The organism is Stenotrophomonas sp. YJH_SMC_27 (genome assembly GCF_059369815.1).
On sequence record NZ_JCAFTA010000014.1, the window covers coordinates 22942 to 40096 of the forward strand.

21 protein-coding genes are annotated in these 17155 nt (G+C 66.8%); 14 read left to right on the forward strand and 7 right to left on the reverse strand.

Annotated elements, in window-relative coordinates; genetic code table 11:
- Positions 1-86 precede the first annotated feature (86 nt).
- The 3 genes from AC5P7R_RS17975 (at position 87) to AC5P7R_RS17985 (ending at position 1584) form a co-directional block, all read left to right on the forward strand.
- Positions 87-482 carry a hypothetical protein gene (locus AC5P7R_RS17975; RefSeq protein ID WP_111099277.1) on the forward strand — a complete coding sequence of 132 codons (396 nt, stop codon included), beginning with the start codon at positions 87-89 and terminating at the stop codon, positions 480-482.
- A 74-nt stretch (positions 483-556) separates the two neighbouring features.
- Entirely contained in the window at positions 557-892 is a 336-nt protein-coding gene (locus tag AC5P7R_RS17980; protein ID WP_019660430.1) for a hypothetical protein, read from the forward strand.
- A gap of 56 nt (positions 893-948) precedes the next feature.
- The gene (locus AC5P7R_RS17985) at positions 949-1584 is read left to right on the forward strand and encodes a glutathione S-transferase family protein (RefSeq protein WP_478435921.1); all 636 of its coding nucleotides are present in this window, start codon (positions 949-951) and stop codon (positions 1582-1584) included.
- 111 nt (positions 1585-1695) lie between these two features.
- Here AC5P7R_RS17985 and arsC read toward each other — a convergent pair whose 3' ends face one another.
- From arsC to AC5P7R_RS18000, 3 genes are all read right to left on the reverse strand, one after another.
- Positions 1696-2037, reverse strand: a complete 342-nt coding sequence (gene arsC / locus AC5P7R_RS17990) for an arsenate reductase (glutaredoxin) (protein WP_019660428.1) — start codon at positions 2035-2037, stop codon at positions 1696-1698.
- Positions 2037-3191, reverse strand: coding sequence for a phospholipase A (locus tag AC5P7R_RS17995; protein ID WP_019660427.1), 1155 nt, complete (start codon positions 3189-3191; stop codon positions 2037-2039). Before AC5P7R_RS17995 ends, arsC begins: the two co-directional genes overlap by 1 nt.
- A 119-nt stretch (positions 3192-3310) precedes the next feature.
- Positions 3311-3796, reverse strand: a complete 486-nt coding sequence (locus tag AC5P7R_RS18000) for a DUF456 domain-containing protein (protein WP_478435920.1) — start codon at positions 3794-3796, stop codon at positions 3311-3313.
- Between the two features lie 236 nt (positions 3797-4032).
- Here AC5P7R_RS18000 and AC5P7R_RS18005 point away from each other — a divergent pair, with 236 nt between their 5' ends.
- A complete protein-coding gene (locus AC5P7R_RS18005) occupies positions 4033-4242 on the forward strand; it encodes a cold-shock protein (RefSeq protein ID WP_005410290.1) in 210 nt (69 codons plus the stop codon).
- A gap of 73 nt (positions 4243-4315) precedes the next feature.
- On the opposite strand, the gene AC5P7R_RS18010 is transcribed toward AC5P7R_RS18005, so the two are convergent.
- Complete coding sequence (locus AC5P7R_RS18010; RefSeq protein ID WP_478435919.1) at positions 4316-4792, reverse strand: glycine zipper 2TM domain-containing protein; 477 nt, start codon at positions 4790-4792, stop codon at positions 4316-4318.
- Between the two features lie 136 nt (positions 4793-4928).
- A complete protein-coding gene (locus AC5P7R_RS18015; RefSeq protein WP_459390064.1) occupies positions 4929-5363 on the reverse strand; it encodes a cytochrome c in 435 nt (144 codons plus the stop codon).
- A gap of 79 nt (positions 5364-5442) precedes the next feature.
- On the opposite strand from AC5P7R_RS18015, the gene AC5P7R_RS18020 reads away from it, so the two are divergent.
- Complete coding sequence (locus tag AC5P7R_RS18020) at positions 5443-6270, forward strand: tRNA threonylcarbamoyladenosine dehydratase (RefSeq protein ID WP_019660424.1); 828 nt, start codon at positions 5443-5445, stop codon at positions 6268-6270.
- Between the two features lie 110 nt (positions 6271-6380).
- On the opposite strand, the gene AC5P7R_RS18025 is transcribed toward AC5P7R_RS18020, so the two are convergent.
- Together AC5P7R_RS18025 and AC5P7R_RS18030 are read right to left on the reverse strand one after the other, a co-directional pair.
- Positions 6381-7154, reverse strand: a complete 774-nt coding sequence (locus tag AC5P7R_RS18025; RefSeq protein ID WP_019660423.1) for a TatD family hydrolase — start codon at positions 7152-7154, stop codon at positions 6381-6383.
- Positions 7151-7369, reverse strand: a complete 219-nt coding sequence (locus AC5P7R_RS18030) for a DUF6116 family protein (protein WP_019660422.1) — start codon at positions 7367-7369, stop codon at positions 7151-7153. Before AC5P7R_RS18030 ends, AC5P7R_RS18025 begins: the two co-directional genes overlap by 4 nt.
- A gap of 163 nt (positions 7370-7532) precedes the next feature.
- On the opposite strand from AC5P7R_RS18030, the gene AC5P7R_RS18035 reads away from it, so the two are divergent.
- The 9 genes from AC5P7R_RS18035 to AC5P7R_RS18075 all read left to right on the forward strand — a co-directional run bounded on the left by AC5P7R_RS18035 (position 7533) and on the right by AC5P7R_RS18075 (position 17154).
- Positions 7533-8375: a glycine zipper 2TM domain-containing protein gene (locus AC5P7R_RS18035; protein ID WP_026347069.1), complete on the forward strand. Its 843-nt coding sequence runs from the start codon at positions 7533-7535 to the stop codon at positions 8373-8375.
- Between the two features lie 123 nt (positions 8376-8498).
- Positions 8499-9041, forward strand: coding sequence for a GNAT family N-acetyltransferase (locus AC5P7R_RS18040; protein WP_019660420.1), 543 nt, complete (start codon positions 8499-8501; stop codon positions 9039-9041).
- A gap of 176 nt (positions 9042-9217) precedes the next feature.
- Positions 9218-9874: a glutathione S-transferase family protein gene (locus AC5P7R_RS18045; protein ID WP_031269994.1), complete on the forward strand. Its 657-nt coding sequence runs from the start codon at positions 9218-9220 to the stop codon at positions 9872-9874.
- A gap of 62 nt (positions 9875-9936) precedes the next feature.
- The gene (locus AC5P7R_RS18050; protein ID WP_134732283.1) at positions 9937-12216 is read left to right on the forward strand and encodes a thiamine pyrophosphate-dependent enzyme; all 2280 of its coding nucleotides are present in this window, start codon (positions 9937-9939) and stop codon (positions 12214-12216) included.
- Positions 12217-12219: 3 nt separating this feature from the next.
- A complete protein-coding gene (gene asnB, locus AC5P7R_RS18055; protein ID WP_021203034.1) occupies positions 12220-14163 on the forward strand; it encodes an asparagine synthase (glutamine-hydrolyzing) in 1944 nt (647 codons plus the stop codon).
- 66 nt (positions 14164-14229) lie between these two features.
- Positions 14230-14790 (forward strand): NADPH-dependent FMN reductase, encoded by a 561-nt coding sequence (locus AC5P7R_RS18060; protein WP_021203035.1) that lies wholly within the window; start codon positions 14230-14232, stop codon positions 14788-14790.
- Positions 14791-15002: 212 nt separating this feature from the next.
- Complete coding sequence (locus AC5P7R_RS18065) at positions 15003-16433, forward strand: replicative DNA helicase (RefSeq protein ID WP_019660415.1); 1431 nt, start codon at positions 15003-15005, stop codon at positions 16431-16433.
- 263 nt (positions 16434-16696) lie between these two features.
- Positions 16697-16909, forward strand: coding sequence for a hypothetical protein (locus AC5P7R_RS18070; protein ID WP_021203037.1), 213 nt, complete (start codon positions 16697-16699; stop codon positions 16907-16909).
- Complete coding sequence (locus tag AC5P7R_RS18075; protein ID WP_031269996.1) at positions 16906-17154, forward strand: hypothetical protein; 249 nt, start codon at positions 16906-16908, stop codon at positions 17152-17154. The genes AC5P7R_RS18070 and AC5P7R_RS18075 overlap by 4 nt, the downstream gene beginning before the upstream one ends.
- Position 17155: the final 1 nt, after the last annotated feature.

A 17155-nucleotide genomic window follows, 5' to 3' on the forward strand; every position in this document is an offset into this window, starting at 1 on the left:
CGTGTGGCGCCGTTGTTGTGTGCAGCCTGCCTGCGCGTGGCCTGCTCTGCTAACGTACTGGCTGGCGTTCTGGAAGGGAGTCCATCGTGCTGCAGTTGCCGCGTGTTTTCGTGTTGCTGGTCGCTGCGCTGGCGTGCAGCGCCTGCGGGCCACGTTACTTCGTCGAGCCTCCCACCCACGAAGCGGGGAAGATCTGCGCGTCGGTCTGCGAGAACCGGAAGGCAACGTGCGACTTCCACAACCGCGCCCTTGCCGAGTCGGATCAGCGCAGCTGCGAAAGCGAGAAGAGCCGGGTCATCAGCCGTTGCAGTGATATCGCCGATGACAAGCAGCGGCACAACTGCGAAGGGGGCAACGGTGCCGGCAACTACTGCGGTCCCCCGGTGCTTCCTTCATGCGGCGCTCCGTACGCCCAATGCCTGCTCTCCTGCGGCGGCACCGTGAATGACGTTCGCACCGACACCGGTGTTCCCGTGTACTGATCGGGGCGCGCGTCGGGCCTGCACGAGCAACCGTAGTCTGCTAGGGTCGGCACATCCCTGCACTGGATGTGCCCATGCGCCTGCATCGATCCGTCGCGACTGTGTTCCTGCTGGTCCTGGCCGGCTGCAGCACAACGTCCTCCTATGAAGGTGCGGATTTCTCCGCCTCCTCGCAGTGCCGCGTGCAATGCCAGGCCGATTATCGGAGCTGCATGGCGCGGGGGAGTATCGGCAGCAACGACTTCAGCTGCGAACAACAGATGGTGCCGGCGCCGGACAAACGCTGCAAGGACGTTGCCAATCCCGAACTGCGCCGTTCCTGTGAACTGAAGACACACGACTGCGCGATACGCACGCCGATCATGTCCTGTAGCGAAGGCCGCGATACCTGCATGAGCCGCTGCGGTTGAGCAACGATTGCCCGTGCAGGGCATAATCGGCCGATTCATCCACCCGGGACTTGCGCATGAGCACCACGCTGTATGGTTCGACCAGCACCGCCGCCCTGGTGGTGCACTGGCTGCTGATCGAACTCGGCATCGAGCACGAACTGGTGCTGCTGGATTTCGACGCACGCGAGCACAAGTCGGCCGAGTACCTGGCACTGAATCCGGCCGGCGTGGTGCCGACGTTGCTGATCGATGGCCTGGTATTGACCGAGGCGGCGGCCATTGCACTGTACCTGGCCGATCGTCATCCGGAGGCCCGCCTGCTGCCCCCGGTGGGTACGCCGCAGCGCGCCGATGCCTACCGTTGGATGTTCTGGTGTGCCAATACGCTGCAGCCGGCCTATCGAGCATGGTTCTATCCACACGAAATGGCGGGCGAGGCGAATATCGAGGCCAGCCGCGGGATGGCACGGCAGCGCCTGGAAGCGGCCTGGCAGCATGTGGCCGCGCACCTGCATGCACATGGCCCCTACCTGCTGGGCGCCACGCCCTGCGTGGCCGACTACATGCTGGTGATGCTGATGCGCTGGTCGCGCAACATGCCGAGGCCCAGCGACACCTGGCCGGCGCTGAAGGCGCATGCCACGTCGATGAAGGCGCGCCCGGCGTTCGCTGAGGTGTATCGCCGCGAGGGCATCACCGACTGGCAGTAGCCCGTTCTGCAGCGCCGAGCCACGCTCGGCTGCATTCACGGGTGGCACGCGAGCAGCAGCCGGGCAGCAGCCGGGCAGCAGCCGGCCAGGGCTCGGCTCTGGCAGTGCGGGTTACAGGATCTCCAGCACCGTTTCCGGCGGCCGGCACAGCCGTGTACCCTTGGGCGTGCGCACCACGGGGCGGTTGATCAGCCGCGGGTGTTCGGCCATCGCGGCCAGCAGCGTGGCCTCGTCCGCATCCTCCAGGCCAAGTTCGGTGAACTGCGCCTCCTTGTTGCGCACCAGCGCCCGCGCGTCCAGTCCGGATTCGGCCAGCACCTGGCGCAGCGTGGCCGCATCGGGTGGGTTGCCCAGGTATTCGATCACCTCCGGATCGAAGCCTGCATCGCGGATCAGCTTCAGTGCGCCGCGCGAGTTGCTGCAGGCCGGGTTGTGCCAGATCGTCACGTCCATCAGAACCACTCCAGCAGGGACACACCCACGCCCACGTAGGTGGCCTTGTGGTTGTAATCGATCAGGCTTTCGCCGTAGCCGTCGAAGACCTGCACATGGCCGCGCAGCAGGTTGCTGATCGGGAAGCCGTAATCCAGCTGCAGGGCGCCGTGCGAGCGGCTGCCGGTGCGCAGCGAATGGCGTGCCATCAACGAGACTTCGTGGCCGTTGCGGTTCCAGGTCAGGGTCGCGTCACCGCGGCCCATGTAATCCTCGATGTCCGGGTTGTTGTCATCGCTGCGGGTTTCCGGGATGCGGTACCAGGGGCGCAGCACCAGCGCCCAGTTCTCGCGGTCCAGGCCGATGTTGAGCATGACCCGGTTCCAGCTGCGCGACAGTGGGTCGGCCCGGCCATTGGACTGGTGGTTCAGCGCGATGCCGGTCATGCGCCCGCGCCAGCCACCGATCGAGTAGCCGTTGCGGAAGACCATCATCACTTCCGGTTCGTAATTGGTTTCGCGGAAGGGGCGCGAATCCTCGCTGTTGTAGGCCTGCCAGCGCGAGCTCTGGGTGTAGCCGGCCCAGATGTCGCCGTTGTCGCCGAACAGGTTTTCGGCGATCTTGGTCTTGAAACTGATCTGGAACTTCAGCTCGGCACTGTCCAGCACCTGCGGCGTGGTGACCGTGTTGGCCGGATTCGGCGAATGCGGTGTGGTGTTGCGGTCGCTGGTCCAGAACGCAGGCAGCAGGTACACCGGCTTGTAGGCGCGCAGCTGGAACGGGCCGAGCTTGGAGTCCTCGGCCAGTTCCCAGCGGCTGTCCAGCAGTGAGCCCCGGCCAGCGTTTGCCAGCGCGCTGTCGGGCTCTGCTGGGCGGAGCAGATCACTGACCCGCTCGCGCAGTTTCTCTTCGCCCTGGCTTACGCGTGCAGTCTGTCGTTCTTCGCGACGGGCCTGTGCTGCTGCCTCGGCGGCAGCGTCGGCCTCGGCGGTGGACTGCGCGGAGCGCCCGAACTGCCGGTCATAACAGGCCAGGCGGGCAGCGTCTGTGGTAATCGCCGCACATGCGGCCGGCGAGGCTTCGGCGCTGGGCGCGAACTCCTGCGCAGCGAGCGGAGCACTGGCCAAGGCCAGCGCCAGCGGTGCGAGGCGGGGAAGCAGCGGGGGGAGGGTCATTCCAGCAGGCCCTTCGGTGAATACGGGAGTCGCACAGTGTGGCGGCTGTACCGGGTCGCGGCCAGCCCCCACGGTTTATGCACGCCCACCGCGTGCGTGCGGCGTGAAGGCGGTGCCGATTACAGGAACCACGCGAAGGCGAACAGGCCAAGCATCGCGATCACTACGGCCAGTTTCAGCGCCAGGCCGAGCAGGATGCCGAGCCAAGTGGCCAGTCCCACCCTGGTCGAGCGGCCCAGCTCGCGGGTGTGCCAGTACTCGCCGAGCAGGGCGCCGAGCAGTGGGCCCGCAAACAGGCCGATGGGCATGAAGAACAGCCCCACGATGCTGCCGGCGAAGGTGCCCCACAGCGCCTTGCGGCTGGCACCCACCCGCTGTGCACCCACTACGGTGGCCAGCACGTCCGCCAGCAGCGAGAGCACGGTCAGTACGCCCAGCGCAACCAGGGTCGGCCAGCCGACGTGGACGAAGCCGTCCGCCCAGGCCGCCAGCAGCAGTCCGATGAACACCAGCGGGATGCCGGGCAGGGCCGGGAGGATGACGCCCGCGATGCCGGCGAGGACAAAAATGACCGCTAGCAGATACAAGATGAATGAGAGTCCCATGCTGTCCCGTATGGTGGCCTTTTTGGGGTTGACAGTGAAAGATTTTGCCAGTTGCTTTTTCGTTTTGGGCGGGTTAAGTTGCAGTCGCTGAGCTTGGCAAGGTCACCGTGGATCGTGGCCTGATGAAGCAAGATCTTCCCGATCCGCTGCATCGATGCACCTCGCTTCCCCCTTGCTTGTCAGCCGCCCACCAGGCGTTTCCAACAACAAGAGAGAGTCACCAGGGAGTTAGTGAGATGTCTGATCGCGAGACCGGTACCGTCAAGTGGTTCAACGATGCGAAGGGCTTCGGCTTCATCAGCCGTGAAAACGGCGAAGACGTGTTCGTGCACTTCCGCGCCATCCAGACCCAGGGCTTCAAGAGCCTGAAGGAAGGCCAGAAGGTCACCTTCACCGTCGTGCAGGGCCAGAAAGGCCTGCAGGCCGACGCCGTGCAGCCGACCTGATCGCGCTGCAAGCCGTCGCATGAAAAAGGCCCGCGCAAGCGGGCCTTTTTCTTTGCGATCGGCCCGGTGCAGATCAGCGCAGGATGACCTTGCCGTTGACTACGCGCACGTAGGTGTTTTCGCGGATGCCGCCGAGGTCGCGCTGGTTGACCACGATGGTGCGGCCATCGTCCATGCGCACGCTGATGTCGTAGGTATCGCTGGTGACGTTCTTCTGGATCTGGTTGCCCGCCAGCGCGCCGCCGACCGCGCCAGCAGCGGCGGCGATGTTCTTGTTGCCACGGCTGCCGCCGGTGTGGTCGGAGATCTCGTGGCCAGCCACCGCGCCGACGATGCCGCCGAGGATCGCGCCGGTCGCGCTGGGCGCAGTGCGGCCCGAGGGCACGGTGTTGATGCGGGTGACGATGCCGCAGTCGGCACAACGGCCCTGGTTGTAGCCGCCGTTGTTGTAGCCGTTGTTGTAGCCGCCACCGCCATAGCCGGGGGAGGTGGCACAGCCAGCCAGGGCGAGGGTAGCGATGGCGCTGGCGGCGATGAGCTGGATCTTCATGGGGCGTCTCCTGGCCGTGAAGGCGGGTGCGTTGGGTGGTACTGCGTCGTGCAGCAGGGTGGACGAATCGTCCCCTTTTGAACGTGAACAAGGCGCCAACCGCGCAGCCCTTGCCCGGCTGCAGGATGAATGCGGCTCAGCGGAAGTCCTGGTGGCAGGCGCGGCAATCGGCCTGCACCGTTTCCACCACCTGCGCCAGGGCCGTGCAGTCGTTGGGCGGCGCGGCCAAGGCGGCATTGAGGCTGCCGCGCAGCTGGCTGGCATGCTGCTGGAACTGCGCGCTGTCCTTCAGCCCGGGGAAGGCAAGATCCAGGTCGTTGGACAGCAAGCGCATTGCCTGCAACCGCGGCACGCTGTCGGCCAGGCTGCAGCGGTTCTGCTGCTGGGCCTGCAGCAGCAGCTGCGACTGCCGTTGCATCACCTGCATCAGGCTGTCGGGGAACGGGTCGCGGCGGGACTGCAGGGCACGGCCGACCATCACCGTGGCGACCAGCCCGATCAGCAGGCCCAGGCCGAGCACGAACAGGTAACGGTAGGCAGGGGACGGGCGGCGGGGCGGGCTGGCGTTCATGGCAGGCTCTCCGGCGTGCAACGGTGGGTCCGATGCCGGCGCGCAGCAGGTGCCGGCAGGTGCACGTTAAAATAGCGGCATGAACGAACTGGTCAAACAACGCTTCGCCGGCATCGAACGGCTGTATGGCGTGGGCGCACTCGAGCGCCTGCAGGGCAGCCGCGTGGCGGTGGTGGGCATGGGCGGCGTCGGCTCGTGGGTGGTGGAGGCATTGGCCCGCTCTGCGGTCGGCCACCTGACCCTGATCGATGCCGATGACATCTGCGTGTCCAACACCAACCGGCAGCTGCCGGCGATGGAAGGCAACTACGGCCGCAACAAGGCCGAGGCGATGGCCGAGCGTTGCCGCGCGATCAACCCGGACATCGAGGTCGATGCCGTGCAGGCATTCCTGACCGTGTCGAACATGGCCGAGTTGCTGGACCGTGGCTTCGACTTGGTGATCGATGCCTGCGACAGCTTCCGGGTCAAGGTCGAGACGATCGCCTGGTGCCGTCGCCGCAAGCTGCCGCTGCTGACCGTGGGGGCTGCCGGTGGTCGCACCGATCCGACCCTGGTGCGCATCCGCGATGTCTCGCGCACCGAGCACGATGCCATGCTGGCACTGATCCGCAAGAAGCTGCGCAGCGAGTTCAACTTCCCTAGGAATGCCAAGCGCTACTTTGGCGTGCCGGCGGTGTATTCGCTGGAGAACGTGAAGTACCCGCAGGCCGATGGCAGTGTCTGCGGCATCCGGCCGAACCTGGGCGCCGATGCGGCATTGAAGCTCGATTGTGGTGCAGGCCTGGGGGCAGCGACCCACATCACCGGTGCGTTTGCCTTCGCCGCAGTGGGCAAGGCGCTGGAAATGCTGCTGGAGCCGAAGAAGGTGAAGGCCGACGTGGCTGAAGCCCACGCCGACGCATGACGGTAGACGCCGGCCGCTGGCCGGCATTGCCGTTGATCGTCGCCGATTCGATCAACACGCAAGTGCAGCCGGTAGCGCCGGGCCCTGCCCGGTGGCGGGTCCGCCGCCCGTTACAACGCTGGCAGAGCGAACAGCCGTCGCGCGTTCTCCGTCGTGGCATGTGCAACGGCTTCAACGTCCATTCCGCGCAGTGCCGCGACATGGCGGGCGATGACCGCCAGCCGTGCCGGTTCGTTGCGCTGGCCGCGGATGCCGGCGTCAGGCTGGTCGGGCGCGTCGGTCTCCAGCAGCAGCTGTTCCAGCGGCATCCCGCGCACCAGGCGCTGCAGCCGTTGCGCGCGTTCGTAGGTCAGCGGACCACCGAGACCGAGCAGGAAGCCCTGCCGGTGCAGCTGCGCAGCCTGTTCGGGGCTGCCGGAAAAGCTGTGCACCACGCCGCGCAGGCCGCCGATACGGCGGATCGCGGCGATCACCGCGTCCACCGCGCGTCGCGCGTGCACGATTACCGGCAGCTCGAACTCGCGGGCCAGTTGCAGCTGACCGATGAAATACGCCTGTTGCGCCTCCTCATCCAGCCCCTCGACGAAGAAATCCAGCCCGCATTCGCCGATCGCACACGGGCGTTCGCGCTCGATCCATTCGCGCAGCAGCGGCAGATGGTCGGGCCGGTGCTCGGCCAGGAACATCGGGTGCAGCCCGTAGGCCGGATGCAGCCCCGGCGCCTGCTGGCAGACCACGCGCAGCTTCGGCCAGCTGGCCGCGGTCACCGCCGGCACCACCTGCAGGCGCACGCCAGCGGCCTGCGCGCGCGCGATCACGGCGCTGCGGTCACTGTCGAACTCGCCGGCATCGAGGTGGCAGTGGCTGTCGACCAGCGGGCTCAACGCTGTTCCAGCGACGGCGCAACCGTGGCAGCGTGGCGGCTTTTCCAGTTGGCCAGCAGCAGGGTGCCGAAGCCGAGCACCAGCTCATCGACGAACGGGATCGGGTCCGGGATGAACAGCGTCAGCACGAACAGGCCCGCTGTAAGCTTGAACAGGGTGGGGTAGCGCAGCCGGCGGGCCCATTGCAGTACCGGCAGCAGCATCGGGTTGGCCATGGCGGAAATCCTCGTGGGGAATATGCAAACGCTACCACGGGCCCAGCATTTCCCGATGCTGAATGGGTTACAGGAATGAGCAGGAAATGTGGAGATTCCGTTCAGGCAGCGCATGCTGCAATCTGGTTCGAGAACGTTGCGGATGGTCCGCAAGGAGCAGGTCATGAAAAGCACAACTACAACTGTCCTGGTCGCAGCGGGCGCGCTGCTGGTCGGTGGCATCGCCACCGCCGCCTTCATGAAGAGTGGCGACAAATCGCCCGATTCCATCAGCGCCACCACCCCCAATGGCGAGTCGCGCCTGGTCGACGGCAGTGCCACCGACGATGGCGCACGTGGTGACAGGCTCGACCCGTCTGCGCCGCGTGGGCTGGAATACGCCGACGTGCTGAAGGTCGACCCGATCACCGAGAAGCAGAAGGCCTACGCCACTGTGATCGGCACCGATCCGGTGCGCGAGACTTCCACCACCCAGACCCCGCACGAGGTGTGCCAGGACGTGACCGTGCAGGAACGCCTGCCGGAGCGTGATGGCAACGTCGGTGGCACCGTGGTCGGCGCCGTGGTCGGCGGCCTGCTCGGCAACCAGGTTGGCGGCGGCAACGGCAAGAAGGCCGCGACCGCCGCAGGCGCGGTGGCCGGTGGCTTCATCGGCAACCAGATCGACAAGCGCCACGTGGGTGGCCGCGTGGTCAACCGCACCGAGCGCCAGTGCCACACCGAGACCGCCACCTCCGAGTCGAGCCGTGTTACCGGCTACAACGTGACCTACCGCAACGAAGACGGCACCACCGGTACCATGCGCATGGCCAGCAAGCCGGGCAACCGCATCGCCATGGGCACCAATGACGTGGTGAAGGGCTACAACGTGACCTACCGCTACGACGGCGCCGAGAAGACCGTGCGCATGGACAACAAGCCGGCCAGCGATCGCCTGCCGGTGGTCGATGGCCAACTGGTCACGCAGACCGCTGCTGCCGGCGCCACTGCGGCCACGCGCCAGTAATCCAGAATACGTGCTGTACCCGACGGGCCGGCGCATGCCGGCCCGTTTCGTTGTGAGCGCGGGCATTCATCCGTGTGGAGGCCGAATCCACCATCATGGTGGCCCCTTCGACATGGAGTCGGCATGAGCATCTTCGACCTGCGCCTGGAAACCGAGCGCCTGATCCTGCGCCCGCTGCGGCGCGAGGACTACGAACCCTATCTGGCGTTCTGCGCCGACGAGGAAACGATGCGCACCCTCGGTGGCGTGCAGCCGCCTTCGGTAGCCTGGCGCGGCTTCTGCAGCCTGGCTGGCGCCTGGCAGCTGTTCGGCTTCTCGATGTTCAGCGTGATCGAAAAATCCAGCGGGGACTGGATCGGGCGGATGGGCCCCTGGCAACCGCAGGACTGGCCGGGTACCGAGGTCGGCTGGGGCATCCGCCGCGCCAGCTGGGGCCGGGGCTATGCGCCGGAAGCGGCGGTCGCGGCGATCGACTGGGCCTTCGACACGCTGGGTTGGCACGAGGTGATCCATACCATCGCCGAGAACAACGACAACTCGCGGGCGGTCGCGCGCAAGCTCGGCAGCAGGTTGCTGCGCATGGGCGAATTGCCGCCGCCGTACAACGACAAACCAATGCAGATCTGGGGCCAGTCGCGCGAGCAGTGGCGGCAACGCGCGCGCTGAGCGTTGCCTGGTAGTGCCGGCCGCTGGCCGGCAACCATGTTGCGGCAGCATTCGTGCAATCGCCGGCCCGCGGCCAGCGTTACCTGGTTGCCATGCTGCATCCGCGCTTGGCATTCCCTGGCGCACTTGCCAGACTGCACGCAGCCGGCCGCCGGCCGGATCCGATGGAGCAGGCAATGGTGGAAGAGCGCGTCCCGCTGACGGTGCATGGCATGTCGGTCTCGGGCAATTGCCACAAGGTCCGGCTGCTGCTTGAGCAGCTCGGGAGCCGTTACCGCTGGGTGGAAGTGGACAGTGCCCATGGCCAGACCCACACGCCCGAATTCCTTGCGCTCAACCCGAATGCCAAGGTGCCGCTGATCGTCCGCGACGACGGCCGCGTGCTGACCGAATCCAACGCGATCCTGTTCTGGCTGGCCGAAGGCACGCCCTACCTGCCCAGCGATGGCTGGGAGCGTGCGCAGGCGTTGAGCTGGATGTTCTTCGAGCAGTACACGCACGAGCCGTGCGTGGCGGTAGCGCGCTTCATCCGGGGCTGGACGGCGCCCGACTCGCCACGCCGCGCCGAGCTGCCACGGTTGCACGAGCGCGCCGCCACCGCGCTGGCGGTGATGGAGCAGCACCTTCGCCAGGCGCAGTGGTTCACCGGCAGCAGCTACGGCATCGCCGATATCGCCCTGTTTGCCTACACCGACGTGGCAGGCGAGGGCGGCATCAGCCTGGAGCCATTCCCCGAGGTGCGCGCCTGGCTGCAGCGCGTGCGTGCGCAGCCGCGCTTCCTGCCGATGCCGGCGGTGACCGCCGAGGTGCGCTCGCGTTTCGAGGCGGCTTGATGCCCACAGGGTAGCGCCCGGTATTGCCGGGCGGAACGCAACAACGACACGGAGGGTGTTCGATGTTCGCTGTGGTTCCGGATCCGATTCCCGCACGCATGCGGGGGCTCAACCGCGCCGAGGTGTGCGACGTCAATTTCCTTGAGGCGGTGCGCGGGTGGCGCGGGACGCCGCGCCCGCGACCCGCGGCAGATGCTCCGATCCTGCCCGGCAGTACGCTCACCGCTGCCGCCTTCGATGAACTGTTCGACTCGCAGCTGGCCAGCCGCCAGCTGGACCTGATGGCGCGCGTGCTGCGCGTGCAGAACAAGGTCTTCTACACCATCGGGTCGTCCGGCCATGAAGGCAACGCGCTGCTGGCGCGGGCCTGCCGGCACACCGATCCTGCCTTCCTGCACTATCGTTCCGGCGCCTTCATGGCCGAGCGTTCGCGCCAGGTGCCGGGCATCGACCCGTTGCGCGATGCTGCGCTTTCCTTCGCTGCCTGCGCCGATGATCCGGCCAGTGGTGGCCGCCACAAAGTGTGGGGCAGCAAGCCGCTGTGGGTGCTGCCGCAGACTTCGACCATCGCCTCGCACCTGCCGAAAGCGCTGGGCACCGCGCTGGCCATCGAGAGTGGCAAGCGGCTGGCGCAGGCGCTGCCGGTTCCCGCCGACAGTATCGTGCTCTGCTCGTTCGGCGACGCCTCGGCCAATCACGCTACCGCGCAGACGGCGTTCAACACCGCGATGTGGGCGGCCTACCAGAAACTGCCGGCGCCAATCCTGTTCGTCTGCGAGGACAACGGCCTGGGCATCTCGGTGAAGACCCCCGATGGCTGGATCGCCGAGCGCTTCAGCCACCAGCCGGGGCTGGACTATTTCTTCGCCGATGGGCTGGACCTGGCCACCGGGCACGCCCAGGTGCAGGCTGCGGTGGAACACTGCCGGCGAACGCGGCGACCGACTTTCCTGCATCTGCGCACCACGCGCCTGATGGGCCACGCCGGCACCGACTTCGAAGTGGAATGGCGGGCGTTGCCGGAGCTGTGCGCGGCCGAGGCGCAGGATCCGCTGCTGCGCTCGGCGCAGATCGCACTGGAGTCGGGCTGGATGGATGCGGCGGCGATCGAGACGGCCTACGAGACGATGCGTGCGCGCTGCATGGCCGCTGCGACCGAGGCTGAAGGCGGGGCGAAGCTGGGGTCGCTGCGGGAGGTGATGGCGCCGCTCGCACCGTACACGCCGGCAGCGGTGCAGGCCGAAGCGCAGCGCGAGGTCGCTGCCGAAGCGCGCGAGGCACTCTATTGTGGTATCGAGGCATTGCCCGAACGACAGGCGCCGCGGCATCTGGCGATCCAGATCAACCACGGCCTGCAGGAATTGCTGGCGAAGTATCCGCAGAGCCTGCTGTTCGGCGAGGACGTGGCCCAGAAGGGCGGTGTGTACACTGTCACAAAGGATCTGCTGCGCCGCTTCGGGCCACGCCGGGTGTTCAACACCCTGCTGGACGAAACCATGATCCTGGGCATGGCGCAGGGCCTGGCCAACATGGGCATGCTGCCGATTCCGGAAATCCAGTACCTGGCCTACCTGCACAATGCCATCGACCAGCTGCGTGGCGAGGCCTGTTCGCTGCAGTTCTTCTCCAACGACCAGTACCGCAACCCGATGCTGCTGCGGGTGGCCGGGCTGGGCTACCAGAAGGGCTTCGGCGGCCACTTCCACAACGACAACTCGATCACCGCCCTGCGCGACATCCCCGGGCTGGTGGTCGGCTGCCCGTCGCGCGGCGACGATGCGGTGATGATGTTGCGCACGCTGGCGGCGCTGGCCCGGGTGGATGGGCGCGTGGCCGTGTTCCTGGAGCCGATCGCGCTGTACATGAGCAAGGACCTGCATGAGCCGGGCGATGGCCAGTGGCTGTTCGACTATCCGGCCCAGGGCCGGGCACTGGTGCCGGGCGAAGGCCGTGTTTACGGGCCGGAGGCGGGCGATCTGGTGGTCTACACGTATGGCAACGGCGTGCCGATGGCGTTGCGTGCAGCGCGAGCCATCGGGCAGCAGCTGGGCTGGCAGGTGCGGGTGGTCGACCTGCGCTGGCTGGTGCCGCTGGATGCCGGTTTCATCGCCGCCCAGGCCGCCAGCGCACGGCGGGTGCTGGTGCTGGACGAGGGCCGGCACAGTGGCGGGGTGGGCGAGGGCGTGGTGACCGCACTGGTCGAGGCCGGTTTCGGCCATCTGCCACTGCGCCGGGTCTGCGGTGCCGATACCTACACCCCGTTGGCGGGGGCAGCAATGTTCGGGCTTCCAAGCGACAATGCGGTGATTGGCGCCGCCCTTGAACTGGCGCAGGAACCTTGATGCATGTGTGGATTGGCGGGAATGTTGTTGCCGGCGCCTGTGGCGTCGGCCGAGCTACTGCAGGCGCAGGTGCTGGCCATGGGCGAAGCGCTGCACCATCGCGGGCCGGATGATGGCGGCAACTGGGTCGATGCCGGTGCAGGCATCGCGCTGGCACACCGTCGCCTGAGCATTCTCGACCTGTCGCCGCTCGGCCACCAGCCGATGGCTTCGGCCGACGGCCGCTATGTGATGGCGTACAACGGCGAGGTCTACAACTTCGCTGCCCTGCGTGCAGAACTGGAGCCATTGGGGCATGTCTTCCGTGGTCACTCCGACACCGAGGTGCTGCTGGCAGCGATCCTGCAATGGGGCATGGAAGACACCCTGCAGCGCTGCAACGGCATGTTCGCCATCGCGCTGTGGGACCGCCAGCAGCAATGCCTGTGGCTGGCCCGCGACCGCGTTGGCAAGAAGCCGTTGTACTACGGCTGGGCCGGGGACACCCTGGTGTTCGGCTCCGAACTGAAGGCGCTGTGGCAGCACCCGGCCTTCGACAACGACATCGACCGTGACGCACTGACCCTGCTGCTGCGGCTGGACTACATTCCAGCCCCGCACAGCATCCACCAGCGCTGCTACAAGCTGATGCCGGGCCGCGTGCTGCGCCTGGATGCCGAAGCCGTGGCGGCGGGCGCTTCGGCGCATCGCCCGGAACAGGCGCAGCGCCCCTACTGGGATGCACGTGCACGCATGCAGGCGGCGCTGGCTGCGCCGTTCCAGGGCCGCATCGAGGAGGCCGAGGAGCAGCTGGACGGGCTGCTGCGCGACGCAGTGGCGCTGCGCATGGTGGCCGACGTGCCGGTGGGCGTGTTCCTGTCCGGGGGTACCGATTCGTCGCTGGTGGCGGCGCTGATGCAGGCGCAGAGCGGGCAGCCGGTGCACAGTTTCAGCATCGGATTTACCGATTCGAGCCACGACGAGGCGCCGCTGGCCAAGGAACTGGCCGCGCACCTGGGCTGTGACCACACCGAACTCTACGTGAGTGGCGCCGATGCACTGGCGGTGGTGCCGCAGTTGCCGGCGATGTTTGACGAACCCTTCGCCGATGCCTCGCAGGTACCGACCGCGCTGGTCGCCCGGCTGGCGCGGCAGGGCGTGACCGTGGCGCTTTCCGGCGATGGTGGCGATGAACTGTTCTTCGGCTACACCCGCTATGTGCGCGCGCTGCGCAACTGGCAGATGCTGGGGCGCGTGCCTGGGCCGCTGCGGCGCTGGATGGGCGCGCGCTCCCAGCAGCAGGGCGAGGCCTCGCGTACCGGCGGCCTGGCCGCGCTGTTGGCCGAGTCCGGCGCGCGTGGCATCGGTGACGTGTACCGCAACCGCATCTCGCGCTGGCGCGACCCGACAGCGGCAGTGCCGGGCGCGCAGGCTGCCGGCAGCTTCTATGATCTGGCCGATCCGTTGCACGGCGCCGGCACACCGGCCGACGCGATGATGCTGGCCGATTACCTGACCTACCTGCCGGATGATCTGCTGTGCAAGGTCGACCGGACCTCGATGGCGGTCAGCCTGGAAGCGCGCGCACCGTTGCTGGATTCACGCGTGGCCGAGTTCGCCTGGTCGCTGCCGCTGGGCTTCAAGCGCAGTGAGACCACCAGCAAGGTGCTGCTCAAGCGCGTGCTGGGCCGTTATGTGCCGCAGTCGATGGTGCACCGTCCCAAGCGCGGTTTCGGCGCACCGGTCAGTGACTGGCTGAAGGGCGACCTGCGGCCGTGGGCCGAAGACCTGTTGCAGCCGGCACGGCTGGAGCGGGAGGGCGTGCTGTCGGCGGCCGCCATACAGCCGCTGTGGCAGCAGTTCCTCGGCGGCCAGCGCAAGTGGCATACCCATCTGTGGAACGTGCTGATGTTCCAGGCCTGGCAGGCGCATTGGCGGCAGGTGCGTGCGGGCGTGACGGGCGGCTGATCTTCACCGGCCTGCAAGGGCCCGGCGACTAGGCTGGTGCTCCCGCACCGTGAGGAGTATGTCCCGATGTCCGTCCCCACCATCGCCGTGTTCGTTGGCAGCCTGCGCAAGGATTCCTGCAACCGCAAGCTGGCCCATGCGCTGGAGAAGCTCGCCGGTGATCGCGCGCGCTTCCAGTATGTGCAGATCGGCGATCTGCCGTTGTACGACCAGGATTTCGACGCCGATTATCCGCCGCAGGGCACCCGGCTGAAGGACCAGGTGCGCGCCGCCGACGCGGTGCTGTTCGTGACACCCGAGTACAACCGGTCGGTGCCCGGCGTGCTCAAGAACGCCATCGATATCGGATCGCGCCCGTATGGTGACAGTGCGTTTGCCGGCAAGCCGGCGGCGGTGATCGGCGCCTCCATCGGCCAGATCGGCACCGCCGTGGCCCAGCAGCATCTGCGCAACAGCCTGGCCTTCCTGGACATGCACGTGCTCGGCCAGCCAGAGGCATTCATTCATTTCAAGGACGGCCTGATCGATGCCGACGGCACGGTCCACAACGAGGGCACGCAGAAATTCCTGCAGGGCTATATGGACCGGTTCCTGGCGCTGATCGCGGTGCACGTCAAGGGCGATTGACGCCAGCGGTCGACACCCCCATCTGCGATAATGCGTGCTCGGGCGCCGCAACGGCGCCCGTCGCAGGCAGTGCGACGCTCCCACGCCAGTCTGGCCAGGTACCGGCGGATATCCCCCGTTTTCCCACGGTTTATCCACAGGCTTGTCCATCGCCGCCGGGGGCGGCACATGCCTACACTCGTCTCGCCCACTTTTGCAGGAAACATCGCAGCATGTCCGCTCGCCCCGGCTTCCGTTCCAACCGCAGAGAGCGCGGTGATGGCTTCGATCGCGAACGCGACGAGTCGCGCATCGACCAGCTGCGGGTACCGCCGCATTCGGTGGAAGCCGAGCAGGCGGTGCTGGGTGGCCTGATGCTGGCCCCGGAGGCCTACGACCGGGTCAATGACCAGCTGACCGAAAGCGACTTCTACCGCCGCGACCACCAGATGATCTATCGCGCAATCCGTGAGCTGTCCGAGCGCGAGCGGCCGTTCGATGCGGTGACCTTGGGCGAGTGGTTCGAATCGCAGGGCAAGATGGAACTGGTGGGTGATGGCGCCTACCTGGTCGAGCTGGCCAGTACCACGCCGTCAGCCGCCAACATCGTGGCCTATGCCGAGATCGTGCGTGACAAGGCGGTGCTGCGGCAGCTGATCCAGGTCGGCACGGATATCGTCAACGACGGCTTCCAGCCCGAAGGGCGTGACAGCAGCGAGCTGCTGGCCTCGGCAGAAAAGAGCGTGTTCGCCATCGCCGAACAGGGCGCACGCGGCCGTACCGATTTCGTGGCGATGCCCGGTGCACTGAAGGATGCCTTCGAAGAGCTGCGCAGTCGTTTCGAGAACGGCGGCAACATTACCGGCCTGCCGACCGGTTATACCGATTTCGACGCAATGACCTCCGGCCTGCAGCCGACCGACCTGATCATCCTTGCCGCGCGCCCGGCCATGGGCAAGACCACCTTCGCACTGAACATCGCCGAGTACGCAGCGATCAAATCGAAGAAAGGCGTGGCCGTGTTCTCGATGGAAATGTCGGCCGCGCAGTTGGCAATGCGCCTGATTTCCTCCAATGGCCGCATCAACGCGCAGCGCCTGCGTACCGGCCAGCTGGAAGACGAGGACTGGAGCCGTGTCACCAGCGCGATCAAGATGCTGAAGGAAACCAAGATCTTCATCGACGACACGCCCGGCGTGTCGCCTGAAGTGCTGCGTTCCAAGTGCCGCCGCCTCAAGCGCGAGCATGACCTGGGCCTGGTGGTGATCGACTACCTGCAGCTGATGAGCGTGCCGGGCAACAGCGAGAACCGCGCGACTGAAATCTCGGAAATCTCGCGTTCGCTGAAGGGCCTGGCCAAGGAACTGAACGTTCCAGTGATCGCGTTGTCGCAGCTCAACCGCTCGCTGGAAACGCGTACCGACAAGCGCCCGGTGATGGCCGACCTTCGCGAATCGGGCGCAATCGAGCAGGACGCGGACATGATCGTCTTCATCTACCGCGACGATTACTACAACAAGGAAAATTCGCCAGACAAGGGCTTGGCCGAGATCATCATCGGCAAGCACCGTGGTGGCCCGACCGGTTCGTGCAAGCTGAAGTTCTTTGGCGAATACACCCGATTCGACAACCTGGCCCACGATTCGGTCGGTTCGTTCGAGTAACGGTCGTGCCGGCCGTTGGCCGGCAACCGCCATCGGGCGCTGTAGAGCCCAAGGCAGCGGCAGGAGCCGCTGTCAGCGCCCCCGTGCAGCGCCGGTTCCATGCGGTCGCCACGAAGCGCAGCCGGGCATGGGCTCGGCGTTGCACCGGCGCTGGGTCGGTTTCATCGCCACCAGCCCGGTTTCGTCGCAAACCGTTTGCGCGCGGCAAGGGCAGGGCGCCAACGTGTCGGCAGGCGGCAAGGTGCCGCCACAAGGAGACCGTGATGAAGACCCTGTTCGCGCTCGGTGTGTGGTGCGTGCTGTTCGTGCTGTGCTGGCCGCTGGCGGTCCTCGCCCTGATCGCGTGGCCGTTTGTCTGGTTGCTGAGCCTGCCGTTCCGCTTGGTCGGCATCACGTTCTCGGCGCTGTTCGCGTTCCTGCGCGCGCTGTTCATGCTGCCCGCGCGCCTGCTCGGCGGCGGCCCGGTGGCGGCATGAGGGCGGTGGTGCTGGTCGCGCTGGCATTGCTTGCGGGGCCGGCACCGGCCACACCGGTGTCACCGTCGTCCGCATGGCTGGAACGACAGCAGGCCGCCGCTGCCGATGAGGCGGATGCTGCAGCGGCCAGGGCGGTCAAGCCCAGGGAGCGCTGCCGGGTGGTGAAGGAGTGGAAGGCGGGTGGAACCGTGGTCCAGCACCGCATCTGTGACGATCCGCCGAAGAAGCCGGCCGGAAAGGTGTAGC